Annotated in this window: 24 protein-coding genes; 16 read left to right on the forward strand and 8 right to left on the reverse strand. The window is 67.6% G+C overall.

Features of this window, described 5'->3' with window-relative positions:
- Positions 1–62 precede the first annotated feature (62 nt).
- Together ACQPWU_RS08835 and ACQPWU_RS08840 are read left to right on the forward strand one after the other, a co-directional pair.
- Positions 63–404 carry a hypothetical protein gene (locus tag ACQPWU_RS08835; protein ID WP_433438300.1) on the forward strand — a complete coding sequence of 114 codons (342 nt, stop codon included), beginning with the start codon at positions 63–65 and terminating at the stop codon, positions 402–404.
- Positions 405–566: 162 nt separating this feature from the next.
- The gene (locus ACQPWU_RS08840; protein WP_433438301.1) at positions 567–743 is read left to right on the forward strand and encodes a hypothetical protein; all 177 of its coding nucleotides are present in this window, start codon (positions 567–569) and stop codon (positions 741–743) included.
- A 93-nt stretch (positions 744–836) separates the two neighbouring features.
- Here the strand turns inward: ACQPWU_RS08840 and ACQPWU_RS08845 are convergent, their stop codons facing one another.
- The 3 genes from ACQPWU_RS08845 to ACQPWU_RS08855 all read right to left on the reverse strand — a co-directional run bounded on the left by ACQPWU_RS08845 (position 837) and on the right by ACQPWU_RS08855 (position 3,974).
- On the reverse strand, positions 837–1,307 hold the full coding sequence (locus ACQPWU_RS08845) for a flavin reductase (protein ID WP_433438302.1): 471 nt from the start codon (positions 1,305–1,307) through the stop codon (positions 837–839).
- 490 nt (positions 1,308–1,797) lie between these two features.
- Positions 1,798–2,952, reverse strand: a complete 1,155-nt coding sequence (locus ACQPWU_RS08850; RefSeq protein ID WP_433438303.1) for an acyl-CoA dehydrogenase family protein — start codon at positions 2,950–2,952, stop codon at positions 1,798–1,800.
- Between the two features lie 230 nt (positions 2,953–3,182).
- Positions 3,183–3,974, reverse strand: a complete 792-nt coding sequence (locus ACQPWU_RS08855) for an SDR family NAD(P)-dependent oxidoreductase (RefSeq protein ID WP_433438296.1) — start codon at positions 3,972–3,974, stop codon at positions 3,183–3,185.
- Positions 3,975–4,203: 229 nt separating this feature from the next.
- On the opposite strand from ACQPWU_RS08855, the gene ACQPWU_RS08860 reads away from it, so the two are divergent.
- Positions 4,204–4,539: an ArsR/SmtB family transcription factor gene (locus ACQPWU_RS08860; protein WP_433438305.1), complete on the forward strand. Its 336-nt coding sequence runs from the start codon at positions 4,204–4,206 to the stop codon at positions 4,537–4,539.
- A gap of 595 nt (positions 4,540–5,134) precedes the next feature.
- On the opposite strand, the gene ACQPWU_RS08865 is transcribed toward ACQPWU_RS08860, so the two are convergent.
- Positions 5,135–5,629 (reverse strand): MarR family winged helix-turn-helix transcriptional regulator, encoded by a 495-nt coding sequence (locus ACQPWU_RS08865; RefSeq protein WP_433438307.1) that lies wholly within the window; start codon positions 5,627–5,629, stop codon positions 5,135–5,137.
- A 94-nt stretch (positions 5,630–5,723) separates the two neighbouring features.
- Between ACQPWU_RS08865 and ACQPWU_RS08870 the strand changes: the two genes are divergently transcribed.
- From ACQPWU_RS08870 to ACQPWU_RS08885, 4 genes are all read left to right on the forward strand, one after another.
- On the forward strand, positions 5,724–6,311 hold the full coding sequence (locus ACQPWU_RS08870) for an NADPH-dependent F420 reductase (RefSeq protein WP_433438308.1): 588 nt from the start codon (positions 5,724–5,726) through the stop codon (positions 6,309–6,311).
- A 214-nt stretch (positions 6,312–6,525) separates the two neighbouring features.
- Complete coding sequence (locus ACQPWU_RS08875; protein ID WP_433438310.1) at positions 6,526–7,254, forward strand: SDR family NAD(P)-dependent oxidoreductase; 729 nt, start codon at positions 6,526–6,528, stop codon at positions 7,252–7,254.
- 17 nt (positions 7,255–7,271) lie between these two features.
- Positions 7,272–8,438 carry an MFS transporter gene (locus ACQPWU_RS08880; protein WP_433438311.1) on the forward strand — a complete coding sequence of 389 codons (1,167 nt, stop codon included), beginning with the start codon at positions 7,272–7,274 and terminating at the stop codon, positions 8,436–8,438.
- Between the two features lie 3 nt (positions 8,439–8,441).
- On the forward strand, positions 8,442–9,575 hold the full coding sequence (locus ACQPWU_RS08885) for an LLM class flavin-dependent oxidoreductase (protein ID WP_433438313.1): 1,134 nt from the start codon (positions 8,442–8,444) through the stop codon (positions 9,573–9,575).
- A gap of 140 nt (positions 9,576–9,715) precedes the next feature.
- Here the strand turns inward: ACQPWU_RS08885 and ACQPWU_RS08890 are convergent, their stop codons facing one another.
- Complete coding sequence (locus tag ACQPWU_RS08890) at positions 9,716–10,285, reverse strand: dihydrofolate reductase family protein (RefSeq protein WP_433438315.1); 570 nt, start codon at positions 10,283–10,285, stop codon at positions 9,716–9,718.
- Between the two features lie 152 nt (positions 10,286–10,437).
- Here ACQPWU_RS08890 and ACQPWU_RS08895 point away from each other — a divergent pair, with 152 nt between their 5' ends.
- A complete protein-coding gene (locus ACQPWU_RS08895) occupies positions 10,438–11,448 on the forward strand; it encodes a sigma-70 family RNA polymerase sigma factor (protein WP_433438316.1) in 1,011 nt (336 codons plus the stop codon).
- Positions 11,449–11,596: 148 nt separating this feature from the next.
- Here the strand turns inward: ACQPWU_RS08895 and ACQPWU_RS08900 are convergent, their stop codons facing one another.
- Together ACQPWU_RS08900 and ACQPWU_RS08905 are read right to left on the reverse strand one after the other, a co-directional pair.
- Positions 11,597–12,136 carry a HupE/UreJ family protein gene (locus ACQPWU_RS08900; protein WP_433438317.1) on the reverse strand — a complete coding sequence of 180 codons (540 nt, stop codon included), beginning with the start codon at positions 12,134–12,136 and terminating at the stop codon, positions 11,597–11,599.
- Positions 12,133–13,350 (reverse strand): hypothetical protein, encoded by a 1,218-nt coding sequence (locus ACQPWU_RS08905; protein ID WP_433438318.1) that lies wholly within the window; start codon positions 13,348–13,350, stop codon positions 12,133–12,135. The genes ACQPWU_RS08900 and ACQPWU_RS08905 overlap by 4 nt, the downstream gene beginning before the upstream one ends.
- Before the next feature lie 40 nt (positions 13,351–13,390).
- Here ACQPWU_RS08905 and ACQPWU_RS08910 point away from each other — a divergent pair, with 40 nt between their 5' ends.
- Both ACQPWU_RS08910 and ACQPWU_RS08915 read left to right on the forward strand, forming a co-directional pair.
- The gene (locus ACQPWU_RS08910; RefSeq protein WP_433438319.1) at positions 13,391–13,996 is read left to right on the forward strand and encodes a TetR family transcriptional regulator; all 606 of its coding nucleotides are present in this window, start codon (positions 13,391–13,393) and stop codon (positions 13,994–13,996) included.
- A gap of 632 nt (positions 13,997–14,628) precedes the next feature.
- Positions 14,629–16,242 carry an RHS repeat-associated core domain-containing protein gene (locus ACQPWU_RS08915; protein ID WP_433438320.1) on the forward strand — a complete coding sequence of 538 codons (1,614 nt, stop codon included), beginning with the start codon at positions 14,629–14,631 and terminating at the stop codon, positions 16,240–16,242.
- 606 nt (positions 16,243–16,848) lie between these two features.
- Here the strand turns inward: ACQPWU_RS08915 and ACQPWU_RS08920 are convergent.
- The gene (locus ACQPWU_RS08920) at positions 16,849–17,811 is read right to left on the reverse strand and encodes a GlxA family transcriptional regulator (RefSeq protein WP_433438321.1); all 963 of its coding nucleotides are present in this window, start codon (positions 17,809–17,811) and stop codon (positions 16,849–16,851) included.
- A gap of 119 nt (positions 17,812–17,930) precedes the next feature.
- Between ACQPWU_RS08920 and ACQPWU_RS08925 the strand changes: the two genes are divergently transcribed.
- The 6 genes from ACQPWU_RS08925 (at position 17,931) to ACQPWU_RS08950 (ending at position 23,698) form a co-directional block, all read left to right on the forward strand.
- Positions 17,931–18,887 carry an NADP-dependent oxidoreductase gene (locus ACQPWU_RS08925; protein ID WP_433438322.1) on the forward strand — a complete coding sequence of 319 codons (957 nt, stop codon included), beginning with the start codon at positions 17,931–17,933 and terminating at the stop codon, positions 18,885–18,887.
- A gap of 554 nt (positions 18,888–19,441) precedes the next feature.
- The gene (locus tag ACQPWU_RS08930) at positions 19,442–20,140 is read left to right on the forward strand and encodes a sensor histidine kinase (RefSeq protein WP_433438324.1); all 699 of its coding nucleotides are present in this window, start codon (positions 19,442–19,444) and stop codon (positions 20,138–20,140) included.
- Positions 20,141–20,444: 304 nt separating this feature from the next.
- Positions 20,445–20,879, forward strand: coding sequence for a DUF6196 family protein (locus ACQPWU_RS08935; protein WP_433438326.1), 435 nt, complete (start codon positions 20,445–20,447; stop codon positions 20,877–20,879).
- 555 nt (positions 20,880–21,434) lie between these two features.
- Complete coding sequence (locus ACQPWU_RS08940; RefSeq protein ID WP_433438327.1) at positions 21,435–21,878, forward strand: SRPBCC domain-containing protein; 444 nt, start codon at positions 21,435–21,437, stop codon at positions 21,876–21,878.
- The gene (locus tag ACQPWU_RS08945; protein WP_433438329.1) at positions 21,875–22,231 is read left to right on the forward strand and encodes an ArsR/SmtB family transcription factor; all 357 of its coding nucleotides are present in this window, start codon (positions 21,875–21,877) and stop codon (positions 22,229–22,231) included. Before ACQPWU_RS08940 ends, ACQPWU_RS08945 begins: the two co-directional genes overlap by 4 nt.
- A gap of 129 nt (positions 22,232–22,360) precedes the next feature.
- Positions 22,361–23,698, forward strand: a complete 1,338-nt coding sequence (locus ACQPWU_RS08950; protein ID WP_433433055.1) for an IS4 family transposase — start codon at positions 22,361–22,363, stop codon at positions 23,696–23,698.
- Positions 23,699–24,105: the final 407 nt, after the last annotated feature.

Raw genomic sequence — 24,105 nt, forward strand, 5'->3', positions numbered from 1 at the left:
GCATACAGCCACCGCCGCACCGAGGAACGGCCCTCGAACCGGTCGAGCCCGACGCCGGCACGATGCGCCTGGAACGCGAGCGGGCCGGTGGCTGGCCGGAGGAGGACATCGCACGCACCCGGCGCACCATGCGCGCGGTCTACGACGGCCTGCCGGGCGACGGCTACTACGTGGAGATCCCGGGGATGTTCCACCTCAACTTCACCGACGCTCCGTTGTGGTCGCCGCTCACGCCCCGGCTCGGCATGAGCGGCCCGATCGGCGGCGGGCGCGGGTTCGCCATCGTCGACGCCTACTCCGTGGCGTTCTTCGACCGTCACCTCGCAGAGCGCCCGTCGGCCCTGCTGACCGGCGCGTCGAAGCCGTACCCGGCAGTGACGATGGCCACCAGAACGCGGTCGTAGCACACCGAACCGCCGCGACCTCGCGACTTGGCCATGACACCCCGCAGGACAGCGGCTCCTGCAGACCTGCCTTGTCGGCGTGCTCCCGTAGGGCACAGAGATGGACCGCAAGACGATCTGCTCCCCGCGGCGCCGCCTCAACCTTGGTCGGCAGGCCTGCTCGTGTTTGTCCACCTGCGCAAAGGCGAGACCGCCTGGCAGACGCTGGACTGGCTGGACATCCGCTCGGGAGAAGGGCTGCTGATGGCGGGAGCAGCCGGCGTGGTAGGTGGCCTGGCTGAACACACAGACTTCTGGGGAACGATCCGTTCAGACGCGGGAAGCGATCTCAACGACTGAGTTCCTGCCCCAGATCAGGGCCATTCGTGAACACCCCCACACGTCCGCTTGGCGCTGTGACCCTCCTGCTTTCGGGTCATGAGTAGTCGAACGTCAGGGGGCCATCCGGGAGGCGGAGTCAAGGCGATGGAAGCTCCGGTTGAAGTAGACGAGGCTCTGGCCACCCTTCCGCGTGCGGATCTGCTCGATCTCGACGAACAGCACGCTGTGCGATCCGAGGGGCTTGCAGTCTTTCACCACGCCGAGGAGGGTCACCAAGGCGTCTGTGAGGACCGGCACTGTGTGACCGGGGTCCCAGACGTCCCAAGAGAACCGTTCCGTCATCGGAACCGCTGTCACGCCGGCGAAGTGCATCGCCAAGTCCTGCTGGTCGCCGCCCAGGACGTTCACGCAGACCCGGCCGTTGCCTCTGAACACGTTGTGCATGGCACTGTTGTGGTTGAGGCAGACCAGGAGTGTCGGCGGATCGTCGGTGACCGAGCAGACCGCGCTGACGGTGATGCCGCAGCGACCATACGGACCATCGGTGGTCATGATGCTGACGGCTGCGGGCAGGTGCGCCATCGCCTCCCGGAATTCGGCTTGCGAGGGGGTCGGGGCGGGCTCTCTGACCGTCACTGCTTGTTCCTTTCGCTCTTCTCGTTCAAGGGCCGGCCAGACTCGACCACTAGAGGGTGATCACTCGCCTCAGGGGTGGGCGAGGCACCGGCGACGCCGGTTGTCCAGCGGCTCGGTGCCCTTCTCAGCCTGCCGGATGCCAGCGATCATCTGGTCGTCTTCGGTTTCGCGTGAGGCCTGGCGTGCCTGTCTATGGATGCCTCGGTCGCGGTTGTGACCGAGGCCGAGGCATGCTTGGCGAGGCCGGACACGGCACCGCGGCATTGGTCGTCGTGCGGGCGGATTTCCGAGGTCGTGATCGTCGCGTGCTCCGATCCTGATGCACTGCCAGGCATCGTGCTCGCTCAGCGGGTCGCCGAAGTCCTGGTTGACATCCATAGAGACGAGCACTTGCGAGCTTTCGGGGTCGGTGCGGGTGGGCCATGACGGGTGGTTCTCACAGATAGCCGGGGAAGGGAGGTACTCCCATGAGGACCGCACCGGCACCGTCGTAGATGCCTTCCTGGAGGAAGGCGTGCTGGGAGACCACCGAGGCGTCGCGCAGGTAGCGCTGCATGGGGTTGTCGTCGGCGATGGCGGGGATGCCGCTCAGCTGGTAGGCCGTGCGAACGACGTCGAAGGAGCTTCTGGCCAGGTGGGCAGAGGCCAGGCGGAGCAGGCTGGCCTGGCTCGGCGTCGCCGGATCGCCGGCGAGAATCGTTTGGTACACCTCGTGGGTGGTCTCGTAGAAGAACGCGCGCGCGGATCGCAGTTCGGCCTCGGCTTTGCCGATCGAGATCCGGTAGGCCCCGCGATCGGCCGGCTTGGGGCCGCCCGTGTAGCCGCCGCGGCCGCCGGCGCTGATGGCGTGGTCGAGGGCGGCGCGTGCGATGCCGAGACCGACGACCGCCAGGACCTGGGAGGCGTAGGGGACGCTGGGATAGCGGTACAGCGGCTCGTCCACGGTGGCCTCGGCCCCGCGCACGAACGTCCACTCGGTGGGGACGATGACATTGTCCACCTTGAGGTCGTGACTGCCGGTGCCGCGCAATCCGATGACGTCCCAGTTCTCGACGATCTCCACCTGGTCAGGGGGTAGCACGGCCGTCAGGGGGCGGATGCCGTTCTGCGCGCCGACGGAGATGCCCACGCTGAGCATGTCGGCGCCCAGGCAGCCGCTGGCGAACTTCCAGCGGCCCGAGACCCGGTATCCGCCCTCGACGACGTCGGCGGGTTGCACCGGGTACAGACCGCCGGCGAAGGCGACGTCCGGCCCGTCGGCGTACAGCTCGGCCTGCGTCTCCAGCGGTAGCGCCGCCAGGTAGATCAGCCAGGAACCGAAGCCGGCGACCCACCCCGCAGAGCCGTCGATCATCGAGATCCGCTCGATGCGCGAGAGGTATTCGGCAGGTGGCAGCGCGTCGCCGCCGAAGCGTCGGGGGGCGCTGGCCCGGTAGATTCCCGCGCGCTTGAACTCGGCGATCATGTCGCGCGGGACATGTCGCTTCTGCTCGAACTCCGCTCGCCGTTCGGCTACCTGGATCAGGACGTCTTCAAAGGCCTTCGCCGTATGCGGATCGGGTGAGGCCGTGGGGGTCAACGCCTGCGTCATGCTGGATTCTCCTCATATTTCTGGTCGGGAGGTCGCCTCGGTGATCCCGCGCTATGCGCCGAGATCTGACGACAATTGGGATGGGGGATGTCACGGGGATTTCCTGAGGGGCCGCGCCAGGACTCCTGCGGAGATTGACGGGAACCAGGCCGCTGCGGCTGGTTCCCCGACGGGGAATCGAGCCGCAGCGGCCGCGGTCAAAGCCGCCTCACCAGTGCTCGCGGGCCGTATCAGTCGATGACCATGCCGCTGGTGAGGTTGGCGATCGCCCCGGTCATCGCGCCGGCGCGGTCGGAGGCGACGAAGGCGGCCACGTTGGCGATCTCAGCGACGGTGGGCAACTGCTTGCGCAGGGTCCGGTCCGTCATCAGGGCTCCGAACGCCTCATGGCTGATGCCGTAAGCGTCGGCATGCAGGCCGTACACCTCCGACAGCTGCGGCGTTTCCGGCATCCCCGCCGCATTGAGGCAGACGACCCGGACGCCCTGCGGGCCGACCTCGGCGGCCAGGCCCCGAGACAGCGACTCGATCGCCGCCCACGCTGGTGCCATGCCTCCCATGAGGGCAAGAGCCGACCGCGACGGGCTCGCCGTGATCGTCACGATCACGCCTGACCCCTGACCCGTCATGCGCCGTGCGGCAGCCCGAGTGGTCAGGAAGTTGGCCTTGGGATAGGTCGTCATGGGCAGGTCGAAGCCCTCGGCCGTCATGTCAGCGATCCGGGTGCCCTGAATGCCCGTCTGGGGGAGGCTGAAGGCGTTGAAGGAGACGTCGAGGGAGCCGGCCTCCCGGACCACCGCGTCAGCGTGCGCCTCCACGGCGTCCTCGTCCAGCACGTCCACCGTGGCGACGTCGGCGACACCGCCCGAGGCCCGGATCTTCTCGGCGACCGCCTCCAGCGCGGCGCTGGAGCGCCCGGCGAGGAAGACCCGTGCCCCCTCCGCGGCGAAGGTCTGAGCGACCACGCCCCCGATGTTTCCACCCGCTCCATAGACGATCGCGTTCTTGTTGTCGAGCAGCACTGTTACTCCTGGATGTGGGGGTGCGCGGCCTGTTGCGATACAGGCGGCGCGGATGATGTTGCCGATTCGGAAGCCCGCTGTGCATGGCAGGCACGGACCGCGACCTGAGCCCGTCGTGGGCATGGTGAGGCCGTCCGTCGCGGGCGTTGCGCCGCTCTGACGGTTCCAAAATTTTCGAACTATTGGGAGCCTAACGCAGCCGGCTCAACTGTTCAACTATTATCGAACCATGCCTGGATCGTCACGTGAGCTCTTTCATCCCGACGCCGCGGACCTCGTCCTGACCGACGTGCTGTTCGCGCTCAGCGATCCGGCGCGCCTGGAGATCACCCGACGCCTCTCCGAGGGGCCCCTGGAGGTCGCGGCCTGCCAGCCCACCGGCGCTGACATGCCCAAGTCGACCTTGTCCCACCACATCAAGATCCTGCGCGAGGCCGGAGTTGTCAGGAACGACCCGCACGGCAGGCAGCGCTATGTCAGCCTGCGGCGCCAGGATCTGGAAGACCGCTTCCCCGGCGTGCTCGACCCCATTCTGCGCGTGGCCCCTGACGGGGGGCAGATCTGAACCATGGGCCGTACGGCCCGCAGAGGGCGGACGGCCGCCGACAATGGGCTGGGTTCCGCGACCGGTACTCGAGCGTCGAGGAACGACCGCGCAGGTCGCAGGCATGCGGCGATCGCCGGGCGGCGAAGTCGGCTGTGCAGGTGGCCAGACAAGGTGGCCGGCGTGCAGAAGGTGCGCCCGTCCGTCGTACGGGCCTATGCGCTACTGGATGTGCACGAGTTCCTTCCATAGGCGGTGAACGCCGATCGGTCCGGATGAATCTGTGACAGCTCTCGAAGGCCGATGGGTCGATCTTCATGAGCTCCCGGTCGGTCGCGCTCCGAATCGGTGCAGGGTCGCTGACACCAGCGAACAAGGCGGGCGGAGGATCGCCGGGCGGGTCAACGCCGACCTGATCGACGGGCGTCGGCGCGCCCGCCTTCAGGCGGCCGATCAGCGAACAGCCCGCGTCGAGGAACCGAATCGAACGCAATCACCTGGGATCAGAGCGCAGATTGAGGCTTGGAGCGTGGCCGCCAGGATCACGGGGGTGACACCATTGACGACAAGGTGGCCTGTCGCGCACGGCCAGGTGGACCGCGCTCCGGAAGTCCTCTCAGCGGGTGTTCCGTTTGTGCCTCGGCGTGAGCTGGACAGCGGAGCGTAGGTGATCGCGTGTGACCTCCATGATTTCGGCGAGTTGCTCGATCTGCTCCGGGGTGAGCATGTCGATCAACCCTTCGCGGACCGTCTGCACGTGTCCGGGAGCGGCCTTTTCGAGGATGCGGCGGCCCTCGTCAGTGATGGTGACCAGAACCCGGCGCTCGTCGTCGGGGCTGGGCCCGCGGCGTACCAGCCCGGCCTTTTCGAGCTGGCTGACCTGGTACGACAGGCCGCTTCGCGAGCCGATCATCAACTCGACCAGTTCGGTCATGCACACGGGCTCTGCTGAGCGCTCGTTGGTCCAGTGAAGGATCTCGTACTGGACCATCGTGAGGCCGCCCGCTTCACGTAGCTGCAGCTCGACCAGGCGATGGATCCGGTCGGTCGTCTCCAGGAAGCCGGTCCACGCCCGCATCTCCGTCTCGTTCAGCCATCGGGTCTCGCTCATAGTCACAATTTACCGTACTTGCTTCCGATTGGAAGCACATGTACATTCCCGTCCGTGACTGCTTCCAAATGGAAGCACTTAGGAGAGGGTTCGCATGAAGATCAGCATCATCGGCAACGGCAATGTCGGTTCTGGTTTGGCCCGCCGCTTCGCCGAGGTCGGCCACGACCTGACCACCGCCAACTCCAGCACGGCTGCGGCGCAGGTCGCCGCGCAGGTGGCCGACGCCGACGCCGTCGTGCTAGCCGTACGTTTCCCCGTGGTCGCCCAGCTCGACGGGGCGGTGAAGGCCGCCCTTGACGGCAAGATCGTCATCGACGTCACCAACCCCCAGTCGGCCGACTTCATGTCGTTGACCATCGGGCACACCACCTCGGCGGGCGAGCAGGTCGCCGCCGCGCTGCCGGGGGCCAGGGTGGTGAAGGCGTTCAACACGATCTTCGCCTCGAACCTGGCCAAGCCCGGCCTCGGCGGGAGCAAGGCGTTCCTGCCCGTGGCCGGGGACGACGAGGCGGCCAAGAAGACCGTCCTCGATCTCGGTGCGCAGCTCGGCTTCGACGCGGTGGACGCGGGGCCGCTGGCCAACGCCCGCTACCTTGAGCCGACCGTGGAGCTGCTCGTACATTTGGCCTTCGGTTCCGGGCTCGGCACGGACATCGGCTTCGCTCTCGCCCGGGCGTGACCACCTCCAAGGCGTGGGATCCAATCGGTCCCACGCCCCGCTGGAGGCTGTAGGTACCTGCCGTCCCGGTACGGAAGGCAGGTACCGGCCATCGGCGCCGAAAGTTCTCCGTGTGCGCTTCATCAGCGGCGGCCCCCTTTTCCCTGAGCCGAGGACACCGGCTACGACACCCAGAGAACGGCTCCGCGTGCTCAACCACCTGAAGGACGTAAACGTGGATCTCTCCGGCAAGGTAGCGCTGCTCACTGGGGCGTCGGGCGGCATCGGCCGGGCACTGGGCCGCCGTCTCATCGCCGCGAGGGTGAAGACCGTCTTCGCGTATGGCTCGCGCCCCGACCAGGCACGGCAACTGGCGGCCGAGGCGAAGGCCGCAGGGGTGGACGCGATCGCGATCGGCGGCGACCTCGCCGACCGACGCGTCCCCGCCCGGCTCCTGCGCGAGGCGTCCGATGCACTCGGCGGCCCCGTCGACCTCCTGATCCCCAATGCGGGCCACGCGGTCCAACAGGACTACACCGAGCTGGATCTGGAGGCGTGGGACCGCACATTCGCGGTCAACCTGCGCGCGCCCTTCCTCCTGGCCCAGCAGGCGCTGCCCGGCATGGCGGCACGGGGGTTCGGCCGCGTGCTGTTCATGTCCTCGGTCGCCGCCTTCACCGGCGGCATCGTCGGAGCCGACTACGCCGCCTCCAAAGCGGGGCTGCACGGCCTGACCCACTTCCTCGCGAGTCGGGTCGCTGCCCACGGCGTGACGGTCAACGCCCTGGCACCCGCCCTCATCGAGGACACCGCCATGCTGCCCGGCACCGCCAGCCCGGGCGCGCTTCCCGTCGGCCGGTTCGGCCGCCCCGAGGAGGTCGCCGACCTGGCGCTGGCCGTACTGAGAAACGGCTACCTCACCAACCAGGTGCTGAGCCTGGACGGCGGCGGCTACCCCCGCTGACTCCCAAGGAGCTTCCCATGCCCCTCGCCCTGCTCGCCCTTGCGATCAGTGCCTTCGGTATCGGCACCACCGAGTTCATCATCAACGGCCTGCTCCCCGAGCTCGCCGCTGACTTCGACGTCAGCATCCCGGCCGCCGGGCTGCTCGTCTCGGGATACGCGTTCGGCGTGGTCGTCGGCGCGCCGCTGCTCACGATGGCCGGCACTCGGCTGCCACGCAAGACCATGCTGCTGTCCCTGATGATCCTCTTTCTCGCCGGGAACCTGCTGTCCGCGCTCGCGCCCACCTACGGCGTGCTGATGGCCGGCCGGATCACGGCCGCCTTCTCCCACGGCGCCTTCTTCGGCGTCGGCGCCGTCGTCGCGACGGACCTGGTGGAGCCGGACAAGCGGGCCAGGGCGCTCGCCCTGATGTTCACCGGCCTGAGTCTGTCGAACGTCCTCGGTGTGCCCGCCGGCACCGCGATCGGCCAGGCGCTCGGCTGGCGCGCCACCTTCTGGACGGTCGTCGCCATCGGCGCGATCGGACTGCTGGGAGTGGCTGCACTGGTCCCGTCCCGTCCTCGCCCCGAAGGGCAGAGCCTCCTACGTGAGCTGAGCGCCTTCCGGCAGGGCGACGTCTGGCTGGCGTTGGCCATGACGGTGTTCGGATTCGCGCCCGTGTTCACGGTGATCACCTTCATCGCGCCGATGATGACCAGCGTGGGCGGCTTCTCCCCGTCAGCGGTGCCTGTCGTCATGGGACTGCTCGGCCTCGGCCTCGTCGCCGGGAACCTTGTCGGCGGCCGCCTGGCCGACCGGGCGCCGCTGCCCTCCATCTGCGGCTCCATCGGCGCGCTCACCGCGCTGTCGGCGGTGGTCGCGCTCGCGGCGGGCAACCAGGTGGCGTTCGCCGCCGCGATCGTCGTGTTCGGGCTGGCCGCGTTCGCCACCATCCCACCGTTGCAGAACTGGGTGCTGACCAGCGCCTCGGGGGCACCTGCCCTGGCTTCGGCGGCCAACATCGGCGCCTTCAACCTCGCCAACACGCTCGGCTCGCTGCTCGCCGGCCTCGCCGTCGACGCGGGCCTGGGATACACGACGCCGGCCTGGATCGGCGTGGTGCTGGGGCTGGCCGGCCTGGGAACCACCGGGCTGGTGAGCCTGCGCACCCGCCGCCGGGCGCTCATGACGACAGGGAGATGACCTGTGCAGTTCGGGATCTACAGCGTTGGTGACGTCACCACCGACCCGACCAACGGCCGGACTCCAGGCGAGCACGAGCGGATCAAGGCCATGGTCACCATCGCGCTCAAGACAGAAGAGGTCGGCCTGGACGTCTTTGCCAGCGGCGAGCACCACAACCCACCACACGTCCCCTCCTCGCCCACGACCATGCTCGGTTACATAGCCGCCAGGACCGAGCGGCTGATTCTCTCCACGGCGACCACGTTGATCACCACCAACGACCCGGTCAAGATCGCCGAGGACTATGCGATGCTGCAGCATCTCGCCGACGGCCGCGTCGACCTGGTCCTGGGACGCGGCAACACCGGGCCCGTCTATCCCTGGTTCGGAAAGGACATCCGCCAGGGCATCCCGCTCGCGATCGAGAACTACGCGCTGCTGCACCGGCTGTGGCGCGAGGAGGCCGTCGACTGGGAGGGCCGCTTCCGGACGCCGCTGGTTTCCTTCACTTCCACACCGAGGCCGCTGAACGGGGTGCCGCCGCTCGTCTGGCACGGATCCATCCGCTCCCCAGAGATCGCCGAGCAGGCCGCGTACTATGGCGACGGCTTCTTCGCCAGCAACATCCTGTGGCCCAAGGAGCACTTCCAGCGCCTGATCGGGCTGTACCGGGAGCGTTACGCGCACTACGGGCACGGAACTCCCGAGCAGGCCATCGTCGGGCTCGGCGGGCAGGTGTTCATGCGGAAGAACTCGCAGGACGCGATCCGGGAGTTCCGGCCGTACTTCGACCACGCGCCCGTGTACGGCCACGGCCCCTCGCTGGAGGAGCTCATGACGCGAACCCCGCTGACCGTCGGCAGCCCTCAGCAGGTCATCGACAGGACCTTGCAGTTCCGCGACCACTTCGGCGACTACCAGCGGCAGATGTTCATCATGGACCACGCGGGACTGCCGCTGAAGACGGTGCTCGAACAGCTCGATCTGCTCGGAGAGCAGGTCGTGCCGGTACTGCGCAAAGAATTCGCCGCGCTTCGGCCCGCCGGGGTGCCAGAGGTTCCCGGCGCCCCCGGACGTCCAGCGGAGGCGGCCTATCAGGCTGACCTGCCGGACTCCGTCCGTGACGATCGATCGGGAATCGGCGGTCGGGGATAGCCCGTCATCCGGCAGCGCTGCCCGGCCTCTCCCATTGTCCAAGCACAGGAGATTCGCCGACCGCCCCGGGTGTGGGGATGCGCCCTCCGACGTGGGCACATCCCCACCATCCACTGATTCCGGCAGAGACTCCAGGCGTCTCAGACGGGCTGGTAGGTCAGGAGGACGAGGCCCTCACCGAGGGTGCGGGTGTCGACGAGGCACATGGGCTTCCGGTCGCTGGTCTCGCCGAAGAGACGCTCGCCGGCCCCGAGCACGACCGGGAAGATCACGATCCGCAACTCGTCGACGAGGTCATGCTCGATCAGCGCGTGTACGAGCTGGTAGCTCGCGTACACAAGGATTTCACCGCTGATCTCCTGCTTCAGCTTCGAGACCTCGCTCACCGGGTCGCCCTTGAGGACCGTCGAGTTGGACCATTTGGGGTCTTTGGGGGTGGAGGAGACGACGTACTTGGGCATGCTGTTCAACTTGTCCGCCCACTCGCCACTGCGAGACTGCCACCGCGTCGCGAACCACTCGTCGCTCCGCCGGCCCAGCAGCAGAGCCTCGGCGCCCAGCGCCTCGTCAGTCTCGACCCTGGTCCACTCTTCGAGGTCCTTGCCCCCAAACTGGCCGAACCAGCCGCCGAGCTTGAAGCCCTCCTCACCGTCCGGGTCCTGGACAACCCCGTCGAGCGAGACGTTCGTCGTGATCACAATCTTTCCCATTTCGATTCTCCTGTGGTTGGCGTTGTTGGCTGCACTGATGCAGATCCCGCGACGTCGGCAAACTGGGCGCACCCCGACCGCCCAGTTCAGTCCTCGGCCGGGATCTACAACAGGATGGAAGCGCCACAAGACGCGGGAAGAAGGTGGTGAGGATGGCGACAGCCGACCTGATCTCAAGAGCGCGAGCCGGGGACGGCGACGCCTTCCGGGAGCTGACCGAGCCGTACCGCCGGGAGCTGCAGGTGCACTGCTACCGGATGCTCGGCTCATTCCAGGACGCCGAGGACGCCCTCCAAGACGCGATGCTGAGCGCCTGGCAAGGCCTCGCAGGGTTCCAGGGACGCGCCTCGCTCCGCACCTGGCTCTACCGGATCGCCACCAACCAGTGCCTCAAAGTGCTCCGCTCGGCCAGCCGACGACCCGCCAAAGAGTGGAACATTCCAGGGGCCGAACCGCCCGAGCCGACCCGGCTCGGGGAAGTCGTCTGGCTCGAGCCGTATCCCGACGCCCTCCTGGAGCTCGCGATCGACGTGCCACCCGGCCCGGAGGCCCGCTACGAACAGACCGAATCCATCTCCCTGGCCTTCGTGACCGCCCTTCAGGCCCTGCCACCTCGTCAGCTCGCCGTCCTCATTTTGCGCGACGTGCTGGCATTCCACGCCAACGAGGTGGCCGACATGCTGGACTCGACCGTCGAATCGGTCAACAGCGCCCTCAAACGGGCACGCGCCGGCTTGCAGCGCCGATGGTCACCGGCCGCCGACCGCGAACCACCTCCCGCCTCGGGCTCACCCGCTGAGGATGCGATCGTGGCGAAGTTCGTCAACGCGTACGAGTCCGCCGATCTCGACGCGCTGGTGGCCCTTCTGACCGACGACGTCTTCATGTCGATGCCGCCGATCCCCCTGGAATACCAGGGCCGGGATGTGGTGGCCGCCTTCTGCGCCGGCATCCTCGGCTCAGGCCGCAGGTTCGACCTCGTGCCGACGCGAGCCAACGGTCAGCCGGCGTTCGGAGCGTACTTGAGCGCCCCTCCCGGAATCCGCCGCGGGACCGGCCTTTTCGTCCTCACCCTCACCGGCGACCGGATCTGCGCCATGACCCGCTTCGACACCAGCGTGCTCCCATGGTTCGGGCTACCGCGATCGCTTCCAAGCCGGTAGCCGGCCTCCACGCTGGTGAGGCGTGCGGCCTGGGCAATCGCCGCGGAAACCAACGCGGAACGCGCGCCGACGTGGCCGACCGGCGTTCCGCGAGCCCTTTCGGCGCGGTCGTGGCACACGACACGTCGCGGGAGGAATTGCATGGCCGTCACACGACAGCCAGCAATAGTCCCAGACCGGCGGCCGCCGCGGCGGCTCCGGCCAAGCGAAGATACCGCGGTCCACCCGGAGACCCCGCGACCAGCAGCGCTCCTACCGCGCCCACCACATGAAGCCCGGCCGTGGTGGCGAGTATGCCGAATACGTATGCCGCTTTCCCGTCCTGGGCCGCGTATTCGAGACCATGGCTGAATCCGTGGCACAGACCGAACGCCGCGACGGCCGCCGCGGCCACTATGGTCGTGATCCGCAGGCGCGATGCGATGGCCAGGCCAAGGAGCACGACGGATGCCGAGATGATCGGCTCGAGTCCGGGTATCCGCAGGCCGGCGAGCCCAGCCGCAGCACCCGCCGCCATGGCGGCCACGAACCCCGCCGGCACCATCCACAGCGCTCGTTTGCCCAGTTGAGCGCTCCACGCACCGACGGCCGTCATGGCAAGGATGTGGTCCCACCCAGTCAGGGGGTGCAACCAGCCCGGCCCCCCGAAGCCGTGCGCCAGAACTGTGCCGGCCGCCAAGCCGATCATCGGGGGGTCTCCTTGGCGCGTGTCGCCGTGCGGGTGCGATGCGTGCGCAGGATGGCGCGGAGTGCCAGAATCGCAGGGATCATGGGGAAGAGCGCGGTGTACATCCCCGAGAAGTAACCGTAGGACACTCCTTCCTGCACCATGCGCATCACCGGGAAGACGACCAGGTGGGTCGGCTCTCCGAGGATCATCCCCACGATGAGGAACCACAGCACGAAGTTGCCGAACGCCTGCCGGCGCCACAGGCTCCACGCGGCGAACACCCACACCGCCGGACCGAGCAGCCCGATGAGCGTCGTGAAGGAGGTGTCCGCCCATGGAGTTCCGCTGATCTCGGCGATGGCCCGGTTGAAGTCGGTCAGCGCCTCCTCACCGACATGCAGGTAGAAGAGCGCGAGGAGGAGCAGGAACAGCGGTACGTGGAAGGCCGGGTCCGCGGGAGCTCGAGAGGTGGTACGCCTCCAGCCGACCATGCCGCCGACCATCGAGCCGACGATGACACCGACCGGCAACAGGCCAGCCTGCTGCTGCAGCGACACGGCATACACGGCGACCAGGACGAGGAAGAGCAGGGTCCACAGGTTGCGCCGCCGGGCGTCCATGGGCAGGCTCGTCACCTTGGCGGACGTTGTCGCGGAAGGCTGGAGAAGCCGCTGGACCAGGACGGTCGCCGCCGTCAGCTGGCCGAGGGTCGCCGCGGCTGCGGCCACGCTGACAGCTGGTTGTGACCAGTCCGTGGTCGGGGCCACGGCGAGGAAGGCCAGCCCATCGAGAGCTCCGGCCAAGGCGGTCCACCATGCCGCGATGTGGGCACCGGGCAACCGGCGGCCAAGGAGATAGCCGCCGAAGAGCATTATGGTCACCGGGGCGACGACGAGGCCCACGAACCACGTCCGGACATCGAGCGGTGCCGTCGCCCAGCCGACCGCGCTGCCCAGCCGCGCCGGATAGTCGATGCTGAACCGTGCGGTATCAGCTACCAGGGTCAGCACGATCACCAGGACGTAGGGGCCGAGCACACGTTCGGTCCGCGCAGGTCGAGTGCGGACGGTCGCCACTATGGCCACCAAGCCCACCACGGCGACCACAAGGGCGACGACGCCAGAGAACGGATACAACGCCCCCGCTGCGGTGATGACCGCCGCTGCCGCCACGAGCGGTGCCCCCAGCCGGGACTCCTGGTGCTGGGGGGCGGGTGTCTGGGATGTAGCCATGAGGCTACGATCCGGCCGGCGCGCATTATATTCAATGCTGATGAATAAATTCCGTGGACGACCCCGCGGAGGCTCCGACGCGAAGGATCGGATCCTGTCCGCGGGGCGTATGTTGTTCCTGGAGCACGGCTACGTCGCGACCACGATGCGCGCGGTGGCGGCGGCGGCCGACGTGGACGCTGCTCTGATCAGCTATCACTTCGGCTCGAAGCAGGGGCTGTTCGGGGCGGCGATGGCGCTGGCGATCAGCCCTGGGCAGGTCATCGCCCAGGCGCTGGAGGGCGACCCCGAGCAGGTGCCCCGGCGGATCGTTCAGGCGGTCCTGACGACGTGGGACGATCCCGAACTGGGCGGGCCGCTGACTCTGCTGCTCCAGCAGGTCCAGCGGGACCCCGTCTCGATGCGTACCTTCCGCGAGTATGTCGAGCGCGAGCTCGTCGGACGGCTGGCCCAGTACATCGGCGGACCCGACGCCACCGAGCGCGCGGCGACCGCGCTGACCATCACCCTCGGTCTGATCATGAGCCGTTACGTGCTCGAACTGGGCCCGACCGCGGAGATGGACGCGGATCGAATCGTGCGCCTCCTGACTCCCTGTCTCGCCCCGCCGTTCCGCCGGCCCGGAGTCCCGCGAACACACGGATGATGAATTAGCCACGGGCCCTGAAGAAGCCTCGCAGAGTCGAGCCGGCTCGATGTAGCCGCCGTCCTCGTAGATCAGGCCGAGTTCGCGCGGGCGCCTCAGCGCGTTCCGGGTGATTTCGGAGAATTCCCCAGCGGCCACCGTGCCCCGCGCGCCGAGCAACCGGTGAATCGATAGCGCAGATTCCTCGGCCCGCGGCATCGGACATTTTCCCCCACCGGTCACGCCAATTCCCCGCACGCTTTCCCAGTACGATTTCCGCGGCACCACGGGACAGTTGGCGCCGAGGGCGGACGCCGCCGTCCGGGGCGCCGGCATCATGCCGGTGCGCGTGTGCGGGTGCGGTCCCAGCCGATGGTCACTTTGTTGCCGCCGTCTTGCGGCAGGCGTCGCTGCCCCACGGACGCCGCCGGGACTCGGGGGCCGCCGCCTGCCGTCCGATCTGGAACTTCCTCCATTTTGGACAGTACGCCGCCGCGGACGTCAACACCGCAGGTCAGGAGCGGCGACCGGACACAATCGGCAGCTCATGGGGGCCGCGACACCCCGTAGCCGCCGCGGGGATCGATCGCGTAATACGTTCTGCGGCGGCGGATCTCGCTCGCCTGGCTATCACGACGCCGTTGAGGTGGACCTTGACACGGAACAGAGCATGGCGGGCGGGCACGCGCACCCGTTGGTGGAAACCCGTAGGGGGCAGCGATCGCGGTGTCACCAAGATCAGCGATCCCGCCACGCTCGGCGGACCCACCGCACCCGACACCCAGTGCTTCGGCTACGACGGCTACCAGCGGATGACCGGCGGGTGGACCCCGGCCAACGCCGACTGCGCCAGCACCGCCGTCGGGGGAGCCGCGCCGTACAGCACCGGGTACACCTACAACCAGGCCGGGCTGCGGCTCACCGAGACCCAGCACAAGACGGGCGGCGACACCACGACGCTGTCCTGCTACACCAAGGCCGCCCAGCCGCACACCCTGACCGCCACCACGACCGGGACGAGCTGCGACGGGGTCACGGCGACGTACGCGTACGACGTCACCGGCAACACCACCACCCGGCCGATCTCCGCGACCACCAAGCAGACCCTGACCTGGACCGCCGAGGGCAACCTCGCCACCGCCGCGGAGGGCGGCCACGCGGCCGGCTACCTCTACGACTCCGAGGGCAACCTGCTCATTCGCCGGGCCACCGCGGGCGACGGCGAGACGGTCGTCTACCTCGGCAGCACCGAACTGCACACCAAGACCACCAGCGACGGGACCTTCACCTGGGCGGTGCGCACCTACACCCACGGCAGCGACGGCCCCGTCATCGCCGAACGCACCACCCAGCCCGGTGTCCCCTCGCTGAGCTGGCTCGCCGCCGACAGCCACGGCACCTCGACCCTGGCTCTGGACGGCGTGACCCAGGCCATCACCAAACGCTATCTCACCCCCTTCGGCGCGCCCCGCGGTACCGTGGCCACCGCCTGGCCGGACGACAAGGGCTTCCTCGGCAAGACCGCCGATCCCGACAGCGGGCTCACTCACCTCGGCGCCCGGCAGTACGACCCGGGCACCGGCCGGTTCCTCAGCGTCGACCCGCTGCTGGAGACCGACAAACCGCAGACCCTCAACGGCTACAGCTACTCCCAGAACAACCCCGTAACGTTCAGCGACCCCACCGGTCAGCATCTGGCATGCGGCGGGGGGTTCCAGGAGACGTGCCCGGGCTCGGGCAGCGGCGGCGCGGTGCTCGGGGGCGGCATGACGTCCAGCGACGGCAGTACCGGCTCGTCCGGTAGTGGCAGCAGCTCGTCCGGTACTGGCGATGGTGCGTTGTCACCCTCCCCCGTCATGCCGCCAGTGGTCCACAAATGCTTACTGTCGCTGTCGACGGCGATAGGCACCGTTAAGTGCCCGTCGGGCCTGGACTACGTCGTGACCTGGGAGACCTTCCACAGGTTCAGTTACATCGACCACTCCACCGTCTCCAATGTCATTACCGCGGAAAAAGACAAAGAGAGCGTCACCTTCTCGTACTCCTACGCCAACGCGCGTTCCGCGACAGAGACCTTCGCCAAGAACTGGGATTTTTCAAAAATCGTTTGGCGGTGGAGTGGAATGGACAGCCATCGAAGATGTCTTGAAATTCTCCCCCGAATTCGACCTGACTTGGAAAGACGCCCACTCGGAGTCGACCGCGAATACGAAGACCGACACGGACACGCAGAGCATGGCAGTGACGGTGCCCATGAGCAAAGGTGAGACCTGGGCGCTTTCCCCGCAGGGCGAGCTGACCACATATGTGAGCGCTTACCACCACAGCGACGGTCGGATCACTTACAAGTCGTCGGTCAGGTTCGAGGTCTCAAGCTGGGTCCTATCGAGAGTCACAGCCGACCCGGCCGATCACTTGACCGTCGTGAATCTCCAAGCCACGTGTGGCTGCCAATACGACAAATACGACAAATAAGGACTGGGACGCGGTACGCGCCCCCCGAAGGGCCGCCCCTCCCTCCTGACCAACCTCACCGCCAAGCCGAAGGGAGACCGCTGACGTGGTGCGGGTTCCGCGCGATGGGCCACAACGCCGACGATGTGGCCGACGTGCTGAAACCTCGTCATCAGCGGCCCCCGTGAGCTCCGCGTGCTGCGTCTGCGACCCAACTGGTGGGCCTCCTGTCCGGGAAGCCCACCAGTCGCGGCTTGGATCGCGCTCACGCGACTTCCGCTCCGTCGCTCTGGACAGGTACCGGTCGCGCTGACCTCGGAGGACGACGGCCTGGTGATGGTGGTTCCCGAAGTGGACGGGGTGGAGGGGATGGGCGTCACCTCGGTCGTGGCGGCCGCGCTGCGCCGTCCCGAGGACGGTCAGGTCTCGGCGTGGAAGGTGCGGCGGTAGGTAGCGGGTGAGACGCCGATGACCGCGCGAAAGTGTTGCCGGAAGGAGGACGGGGCGCCGAATCCGCTCTGGCCGGCGATCTGGTCGATCGCCAGGTCGCTGCTCTCCAGCAGGTGCCGGGCGTGTTCCACTCGTTGCCTGATCAGCCACTGGCCCGGCGTCATGCCGACCTCGTCGCGGAATCGGCGGGTGAGGGTGCGCACGCTTGTCTGCGCGTGGGCGGCGAGTTCGGGCAGCGTAACGGGCCGGTCCAGGTGCTTCAGCGCCCAGGCCCGGGTGTGGGTGGTGGTCGCTTGCGACGGTGGGGGGACGGGCCGTTCGATGTACTGCGCCTGGCCGCCGTCGCGCCACGGGGGCACGACGCAGCCGCGGGCCACGCGGTTGGCGACCTCGCTGCCGTGATCGCGCCGGACCAGATGCAGGCACAGGTCCACTCCGGCGGCGGCGCCGGCGGAGGTGAGCACGTCGCCGTCGTCGACGAACAGGACACCGGGATCGACCTTGACGCGGGGGAACGTGCGCTGGAAGTGCTCTGTCTCCCGCCAGTGCGTGGTCGCCGGGCGGTCGTCCAGCAGTCCCGCGGCGGCCAGCACATACGATGCCGTGCAGATCGACACGATGCGGGTGCCCGGCCGGATGCGGGACAACGCCTCGGCCACGGGTTCGGGCAACAGGCCGTGCTCGCGCGCCGGTCCGAGGGCATCGGACGGCGGGATCACCACGGTGCCGGCGTCGGCGAGTGCATCGGCGTCGTGCTCGACGCCGATGGTGAAGCCCGCGCTGCCGGTCACCGGTCGCCCGTCGAGGGTGCAGGTGATCACTTCATAGAGCGGTTCGCCGCCGGGCCCGGTGGCCTCGCCGAAGATCCTTGAGGGAATGCCCAGTTCGAACGGGATGACGCCGTCGAGCGCGAGAACGACTACACGATGCATGGCCAGATCCTGGCACAAAATGGCATTCAGCCAAATGGTGACCGCCTGCCTCCGGTTGCAGACTGGCCATCGGCCGCGCGCAGCGGGCGTCCGGCACGTCGAAGAGGAGCACGTACGGCATGAGCGAGAGCACCCAGTGGATGCGGGCGATCATCGTGGACTCATGGGGCGGACCAGAGCACCTACGGGAGACCGATCTGCCCCGGCCCGCACCCGGACCGTGCGAGATCCTGGTGCGGGTCCACGCGGCGGGGGTCAACGCGACCGACTGGAAGCAGCGGGCGAGCGGCGGCCTCGGGCTATGGGAAGATCCACCCGCCGTCGGCTGGGACGTCTCGGGCACGGTCGAGGACGTCGGTGTGGGGGTGACGCTGTTCCAGGAGGGCGACCACGTCTTCGGAATGCCGCGCTTCCCCCACCAAGCCGGGGCGTACGCGCAGTACGTGACCGCGCCCGCTCGGCACTTCGCCCGCAAACCACCCAACATCGACCATATCCAGGCGGCGGCCCTGCCGCTGGTCTCGCTGACGGCCTGGCAGGCGCTCTTCGACACCGCGCACCTGCAGCCCGGCCACCGGGTCCTGATCCACGCCGCCGCCGGCGGTTTCGGGCACATCGCCGTCCAGATCGCCAAGACCCGCGGCGCCCACGTCATCGGCACCGCGCGCCGCGACAAGCACGCTTTCCTGCGCGGACTCGGCGCCGACGAACTCATCGACTACACCACCACGGACTTCACCACCGCCGTCCAGGACGTCGACGTCGTGCTCGACACCATCGGCGGCGATTACGGGACCCGTTCCTTGAGCGTGCTACGCGCCGGGGGAACGTTGGTCTCGCTCGTCTCACCGGCCGATGACGCCCTCAAGCCGCACGCCGCGACCCTCGGCATCCGCGCCGGATTTATGCTCGTCGAACCCGACCACGCCACCCTGACCGCCATCGCCGACCTGGCGGCCACCGGCCGGCTCCGTCCCACGATCAAGACCGTCCTCCCCCTCTCGCAGGCCGCCAAGGCACACAGCCTTGGGGAGACCGGCCGCACCACCGGCAAGATCGTCCTCAACGTCGAGTGAAGTGTGGATCCTGGGCATCTGCAGCGGCGGCGAACACCTCATCGGCGCCTTCGGCGAGGCCGCCTCTTGCGGTGGGCTCTCGTGATGGCTGCGCTACCTGTCTGGGTGACATAGGTAGTGCTCGAGGTAATTCATCGGTCCCATACGGGTGGCTCCCGAGGTCAGGCTTGTGCCATCGAACGATCACAGCCGCCGCGTCAGCGGCTATCAGGGGGCGCACCATGAACAGCACATGCAATTGCACCGCACTCCTCAAGCCGGGGGCGGGTCTTCTGGCACAGCGAAGTCATTGGGATCGGACGCATTCGACCATCCCGGATGTCACCCACGAGCTTCTCAATGCTCTAACTGGCGTGCGCGTCCACTTGGAGGAGGCCGGTCTGTACCCACAGCACGCGTCCGTGGCCGTTGACGGGGCTCTGCACGCCCTCACCCGCTTGGAGGCCATGATCAGCGACCTCTTGCGAGAAACCAGGCCGTCACATGACCGGGTCCAGGCGAAGCACCTGACCCTTGGATCAGCGGACGGGCGATGGCATCAACTTGGATGTCGAGTGGCCGCCAACGCCACCCACGAGCTTCTTACTCCGCTTACAGGAGTGCGCGCCAATCTGGAGGAGGCTCACATGCACCCGGAAGACGCGCCCGTAGCCGTCCACAATGCCTTGTACACACTCAGAAGGCTGGAAGCGATTGTCGCTGACCTGATCGTGCTGACTTTGATTTCAGGCCGCCCGGACGCCGTCAATCAGTCCATGGACATGGCATGCTTGGTGGCCGCCGACGTTGCACGCCGCCAGTCGAGCCGGATACGTCCTCCCTGCCATATCCAGATGGAGCTGACGGAAGGGGCGATTGTCGACGGATCGTTCTCGCTGCTGACGAGGATCGTGACAACCCTGATCGATCATGCGGCAGCCTTCGCAGCCACCAGCGTCTCGATCGCCGTCCTCTGCCACGGGCGATCTGTCATGTTGAGCGTGAGCAATGACGGTGACGTCATCCGAGAGGGCGATCGCGAGCGGATTTTCGAGCCGTTCCACCAGCGAGACACCGACAGACGCACCACATATGGCGCCACCGGCGTCGGTCTCACCGTAGCCAGGGAGATAACCGAAGCCTATGGCGGGAACATCAGGGTCGAGAATGTCCACCCCGGCGTGCGATTCCTTGTCCGTCTGCCGTTCTCCTCCTCGGAGGCCGCGGACGAAGAATCATCGGAGGGAAGAAGACCGGTGCATTCGCTCGTCTGACATGCAGAATCTGACCTGGCCGGGATGCACGCGCAGCCCAGGCGCCGCCGGTATCGGAATGTTGACGTCCGCCTGGCGACGCCGTCACCGAGCCCGCGCCAGCCACTACCGAAGACAAGCCACCCAACGATCAGGAAAATCGTGGTTCTACTCGTCATGGGTTCCGCAGCTAGAAAGACCTTCGTGTGGAATAGACAAGGCGGCGGAGGCGTTGCGGTTGCCCTGTCAGGAGCCTTCGTTCCGCCAGGGAAGGCGACCGCGCGTTGATCCCCGAGTGGGATCACGGCATCAAGGAGGCCCGCTGATGGTCAGTGTGAGTATTGAGACTGCGGAACAGACAGAGGAGCGGCTCCGCCGTGTGATCTCCCAGGCTGACCTCGTCGTGCATGACGGCGTCTGGTGTTTTCAAGAGTTTCCGGCCGACCAACCGCCGGCGCTCACCGGCGAGACACTGGCCGTCGTCCGGGACCAGGAGAGCTGGAGCCGCCTGGTCCCGCTCACCCAGGAACGCGACGGTGTCGAACGTTTCGGCATCTTCTCCTTTCACTTCGCCGGCCATGTGGACAACAGCGGTTTCGTCGGCTGGCTGGCCACCCACCTCAAGGTTGAGCTGGGGACCGGCGTATTCGTCATCTGCGGCAGCAACCGCGCCCGAGGCGGCATCTATGACTATTGGGGCTGTCCTATCGACTTGCTGGATGAGGCCATCGCGGTCGTCAGGATGCTGCGAGTCAGCTGACCTGCACGGCAAGCGGCGATCTGTCCACAAACGACGAGGATCACGATCTACAGCTGGATGTCCCTTCCAGATGAAGTCAGCGGAAGGGACAGGCGCTGACCTGCGGCACGGCACCTTGGCCCGGACGATTTCGAGGAAGTTCGGTGTGCTCATTCTCGGGGCGGTCATCCTGTTAGCACTGGGCGGGAAGTTCCGGCATAGACAGCGTGCGACGGGGTCGTGCTCGGCGCGGGCGGAGGTTTCCTCTCCGCAGCGGACGTAGCGGCCTGTAGCGCAGTTGGCGCAGGTCGAACCGGGCGTATTTGCGGTGCCTGCTATGCCCACCCTCTTCGCGGACCGTCGGCGACCTCGACCCGCCAGCGCCTCTGATAGGGGCCGACTCGCCGCCACCAATGCCAGGACAAGCCCCGAACCGGACGAGGCCAGGGTCTCCACGGGGATCTGCGTTCTCACCGGTTAGGCGGCACAACGCAAGTGCAACCCACGGGTTGCGCCTGCTGGTGTGACATGCAACTATAGGTTGCGTCTTATGTCCACAGTGAAGGAGTCCTTCTCATGAGTGAAGACCGGATCGAGCGTGAAACGTTGATCGCGGCACCGCTGGAGCGCGTGTGGTCGCTCGTCGCCACGCCGGGCTTCTGGGTGGCCGACGAGGCGACCGTGGCCGGTACCGTGGCCGAGGAGGGCGCGTCGTTGGTCGCGCAGAACCCCAATCTCGGTGAGGTCTCGGTGCGCGTGGAGAAGGTCGAGCCGCCGACGTACGTGGCGTACCGCTGGGCCAGTGCGTTCCCCGGCCAGGAGTTGCGTGAGGACAACAGCACCCTGGTGGAGTTCACGTTGACCTCGGAGGGCGACAAGACGCGTCTGCGCGTGGTCGAGAGCGGGTTCGCGGCACTGAGCACGTCCGAGGAGTTGCGCGACGAGGCGGTGCGGTTCAACACCAGCGGCTGGTCTCTGGTGTTCGACGCGCTGAAGAACCGGGCCGAACAGGCCGGATGACCACAGAGGAACGTCGCGGCGCCGTCGAGGAGGTCGGCAGCGTCCTCGATGCCCTGGCCGACCCCACGCGACGCAAACTGCTCGACCTGCTCGCCGCGCAGGGCGAGGCCACCGCGACGACGCTCGCCGAACGGCTGCCCGTCTCGCGGCAGGCGATCGTCAAGCACCTCGCCGTCCTGGACGCCGCCGGGCTCGTGTCCGGCAGCCGGGTGGGACGGGAGGTGCGGTACGCGGTGAGGCCCACGACGCTGGATGCGACTGCGCAGTGGATGGCCTCGGTCGCGGCCGAGTGGGACAGGCGGCTGGCGGCGATCAAGCGCATCGCCGAGGCGGCCGAATTGGAACAGGGCTAGCCCCAATGCCGCTTAGTTAACGTGGTGGCGGCCGTGTCAAGCTCGTGAAGACGACAACGGAGCTCCTGCTAGAACGGTGTCGACCAAGATCACTGTTCGGCGGGAGCTCCGTTGGATGTCCAGTCTGTCATGCGTCGTGATGTTGTGGTGGCCGCAGGCGCGTTCGCGCCCGGCCATCTGGGTGAACTGACCCGGCTCATTCCGTTCGAAATGGTCGATGAGGCGCTGACACGCACCGGCAGGACGCAGGTGCGGGTGCGGGATCTGCCCTCGCGGGTGGTGGTGTATCTGCTGCTGGCCGGATGCTTGTTCCCCGAGTTGGGGTGGCGGCAGGTCTGGCAGCGGCTGACAGCCGGGCTGACCGGACTGAAGCTCGCCGTCCCGACCGCGGCTGCGCTGGTGCAGGCCCGCCGACGGGTGGGTGTCGAACCGGTGCGGTGGCTGTGGGAGCTGCTGCGTGGCCCGGCCGCGGGGATCGCCACCACAGGCGTGTGGTGGCGGGGACTGCGCATCTGCGCGATCGACGGCACCACCATGGCGGCGCCCGACACTGCGGCCAATCTGAGCAGGTTCACCAAGCATCGCTGCAACAACGGCGGCTCGGGCTATCCGCAGATCCGGCTGCTGGTACTGGTCTCCTGCGGCACCCGCGCCCTGCTGGACGCGGTGTTCGGCACGACCGCGCACGGAGAGACCACGTATGCACCGCGTCTGTTACGCAGCCTGCACGCGGGCATGATCGTGCTGCTGGACCGCAGCTTCGCCGACCAGTCCCTGATAGCGGCGATCGTGGCAACCGGTGCCCAGACACTGGTCCGTATCAAGAACAGCCGCCGGCTGCCCGTGCTGCGCCGCCTGGCCGACGGCTCCTACCGGTCGATGCTGGGCACCGTCGCGGTCCGCGTCATCGACTGCGAGATCACCATCGCCACCGCCACCGGCCGCCGCACCAGCCTGTACCGGCTGGTCACCACCCTGACCGATCATCGCACCCACCCCGCCGCCGAACTGGTCACGCTCTACCACGAGCGGTGGGAGATCGAAACAGCCTTCCTGGAGATCAAATCCACCATCCTCGGCGGTCGAGTGTTGCGCGCCCGCACTCCCGACGGCATCGACCAGGAGATCTACGCCCTGCTACTCACCTACCAACTCCTGCGCCTGGCGATGGCCGACGCCACCGGCACCCAGCCCGAGATCGACCCTGACCGGGCCAGCTTCACGACCGCCCTGCACACCGCCCGCGACCTCGTCATCCAAGCCACGGGCATCATCGCCGACACCGTCATCGACCTCGTTGGCACCATCGGCCGCCACGTTCTAGCCGACCTCATGCCCGCCCGGCGCATCCGGACCCGGCCACGCGTCGTCAAACGTGCGATCTCCAAATACAACGCCAAGGGCACCGTCGACCGGACCAGCTACAAGGCCACCATCAGCATCGACATCCTCATCACAGACCCTTGACCCACAGCCCGAACCCTTAACTTTCTGGCATTGGGGCTAGCCCGCCAGTAGTAGATGCTCGCCCCCCGCTGGGACCGGGGCACGAACGACCTGCCTTCGTGAGTGAACCCGAAGGCAGGTCTGGAAAAGGGGCTCACGGCACATACCTCGGGCCGCGGGGTGTCCTGAGCCTGCCATGAAACCGAGTGAAGCCGGGCCCGGCCCGCCGACCGTCCCCTTCCGGATGGATCACTATGGGCGGCCCGGCACGACGCCTTGCATGCCCAGCTCTCCGCGAAGGCCACGACGGCCGCAACCCGCGGCGGTCGCCGGGGGAGATCCGCGACGCCCCCCCGGGGGACGCGTCTTCGACCGGGCCGGACCGGACCGATGTTGCACCACACCGGGTTCTTGAGAAAGGGAACCGT

The organism is Nonomuraea sp. CA-141351, assembly GCF_050944675.1.
In the GTDB taxonomy this organism is placed as follows: domain Bacteria; phylum Actinomycetota; class Actinomycetes; order Streptosporangiales; family Streptosporangiaceae; genus Nonomuraea.

What these genes read in the sequence shown, in the direction of transcription:
- ACQPWU_RS08925 (WP_433438322.1), top strand. Translation starts at nt 17,931, where the DNA reads ATGAGCGAGAGCACCCAGTGGATGCGGGCGATCATCGTGGACTCATGG.
- ACQPWU_RS08835 (WP_433438300.1), top strand. Translation starts at nt 63, where the DNA reads ATGCGCCTGGAACGCGAGCGGGCCGGTGGCTGGCCGGAGGAGGACATC.
- ACQPWU_RS08940 (WP_433438327.1), top strand. Translation starts at nt 21,435, where the DNA reads ATGAGTGAAGACCGGATCGAGCGTGAAACGTTGATCGCGGCACCGCTG.
- ACQPWU_RS08850 (WP_433438303.1), bottom strand. Translation starts at nt 2,952, where the DNA reads ATGACGCAGGCGTTGACCCCCACGGCCTCACCCGATCCGCATACGGCG.
- ACQPWU_RS08920 (WP_433438321.1), bottom strand. Translation starts at nt 17,811, where the DNA reads ATGCATCGTGTAGTCGTTCTCGCGCTCGACGGCGTCATCCCGTTCGAA.
- ACQPWU_RS08870 (WP_433438308.1), top strand. Translation starts at nt 5,724, where the DNA reads ATGAAGATCAGCATCATCGGCAACGGCAATGTCGGTTCTGGTTTGGCC.
- ACQPWU_RS08880 (WP_433438311.1), top strand. Translation starts at nt 7,272, where the DNA reads ATGCCCCTCGCCCTGCTCGCCCTTGCGATCAGTGCCTTCGGTATCGGC.
- ACQPWU_RS08950 (WP_433433055.1), top strand. Translation starts at nt 22,361, where the DNA reads ATGCGTCGTGATGTTGTGGTGGCCGCAGGCGCGTTCGCGCCCGGCCAT.
- ACQPWU_RS08890 (WP_433438315.1), bottom strand. Translation starts at nt 10,285, where the DNA reads ATGGGAAAGATTGTGATCACGACGAACGTCTCGCTCGACGGGGTTGTC.
- ACQPWU_RS08865 (WP_433438307.1), bottom strand. Translation starts at nt 5,629, where the DNA reads ATGAGCGAGACCCGATGGCTGAACGAGACGGAGATGCGGGCGTGGACC.
- ACQPWU_RS08900 (WP_433438317.1), bottom strand. Translation starts at nt 12,136, where the DNA reads ATGATCGGCTTGGCGGCCGGCACAGTTCTGGCGCACGGCTTCGGGGGG.
- ACQPWU_RS08935 (WP_433438326.1), top strand. Translation starts at nt 20,445, where the DNA reads ATGGTCAGTGTGAGTATTGAGACTGCGGAACAGACAGAGGAGCGGCTC.
- ACQPWU_RS08895 (WP_433438316.1), top strand. Translation starts at nt 10,438, where the DNA reads ATGGCGACAGCCGACCTGATCTCAAGAGCGCGAGCCGGGGACGGCGAC.
- ACQPWU_RS08910 (WP_433438319.1), top strand. Translation starts at nt 13,391, where the DNA reads ATGAATAAATTCCGTGGACGACCCCGCGGAGGCTCCGACGCGAAGGAT.
- ACQPWU_RS08905 (WP_433438318.1), bottom strand. Translation starts at nt 13,350, where the DNA reads ATGGCTACATCCCAGACACCCGCCCCCCAGCACCAGGAGTCCCGGCTG.
- ACQPWU_RS08860 (WP_433438305.1), top strand. Translation starts at nt 4,204, where the DNA reads ATGCCTGGATCGTCACGTGAGCTCTTTCATCCCGACGCCGCGGACCTC.
- ACQPWU_RS08945 (WP_433438329.1), top strand. Translation starts at nt 21,875, where the DNA reads ATGACCACAGAGGAACGTCGCGGCGCCGTCGAGGAGGTCGGCAGCGTC.
- ACQPWU_RS08845 (WP_433438302.1), bottom strand. Translation starts at nt 1,307, where the DNA reads ATGGCGCACCTGCCCGCAGCCGTCAGCATCATGACCACCGATGGTCCG.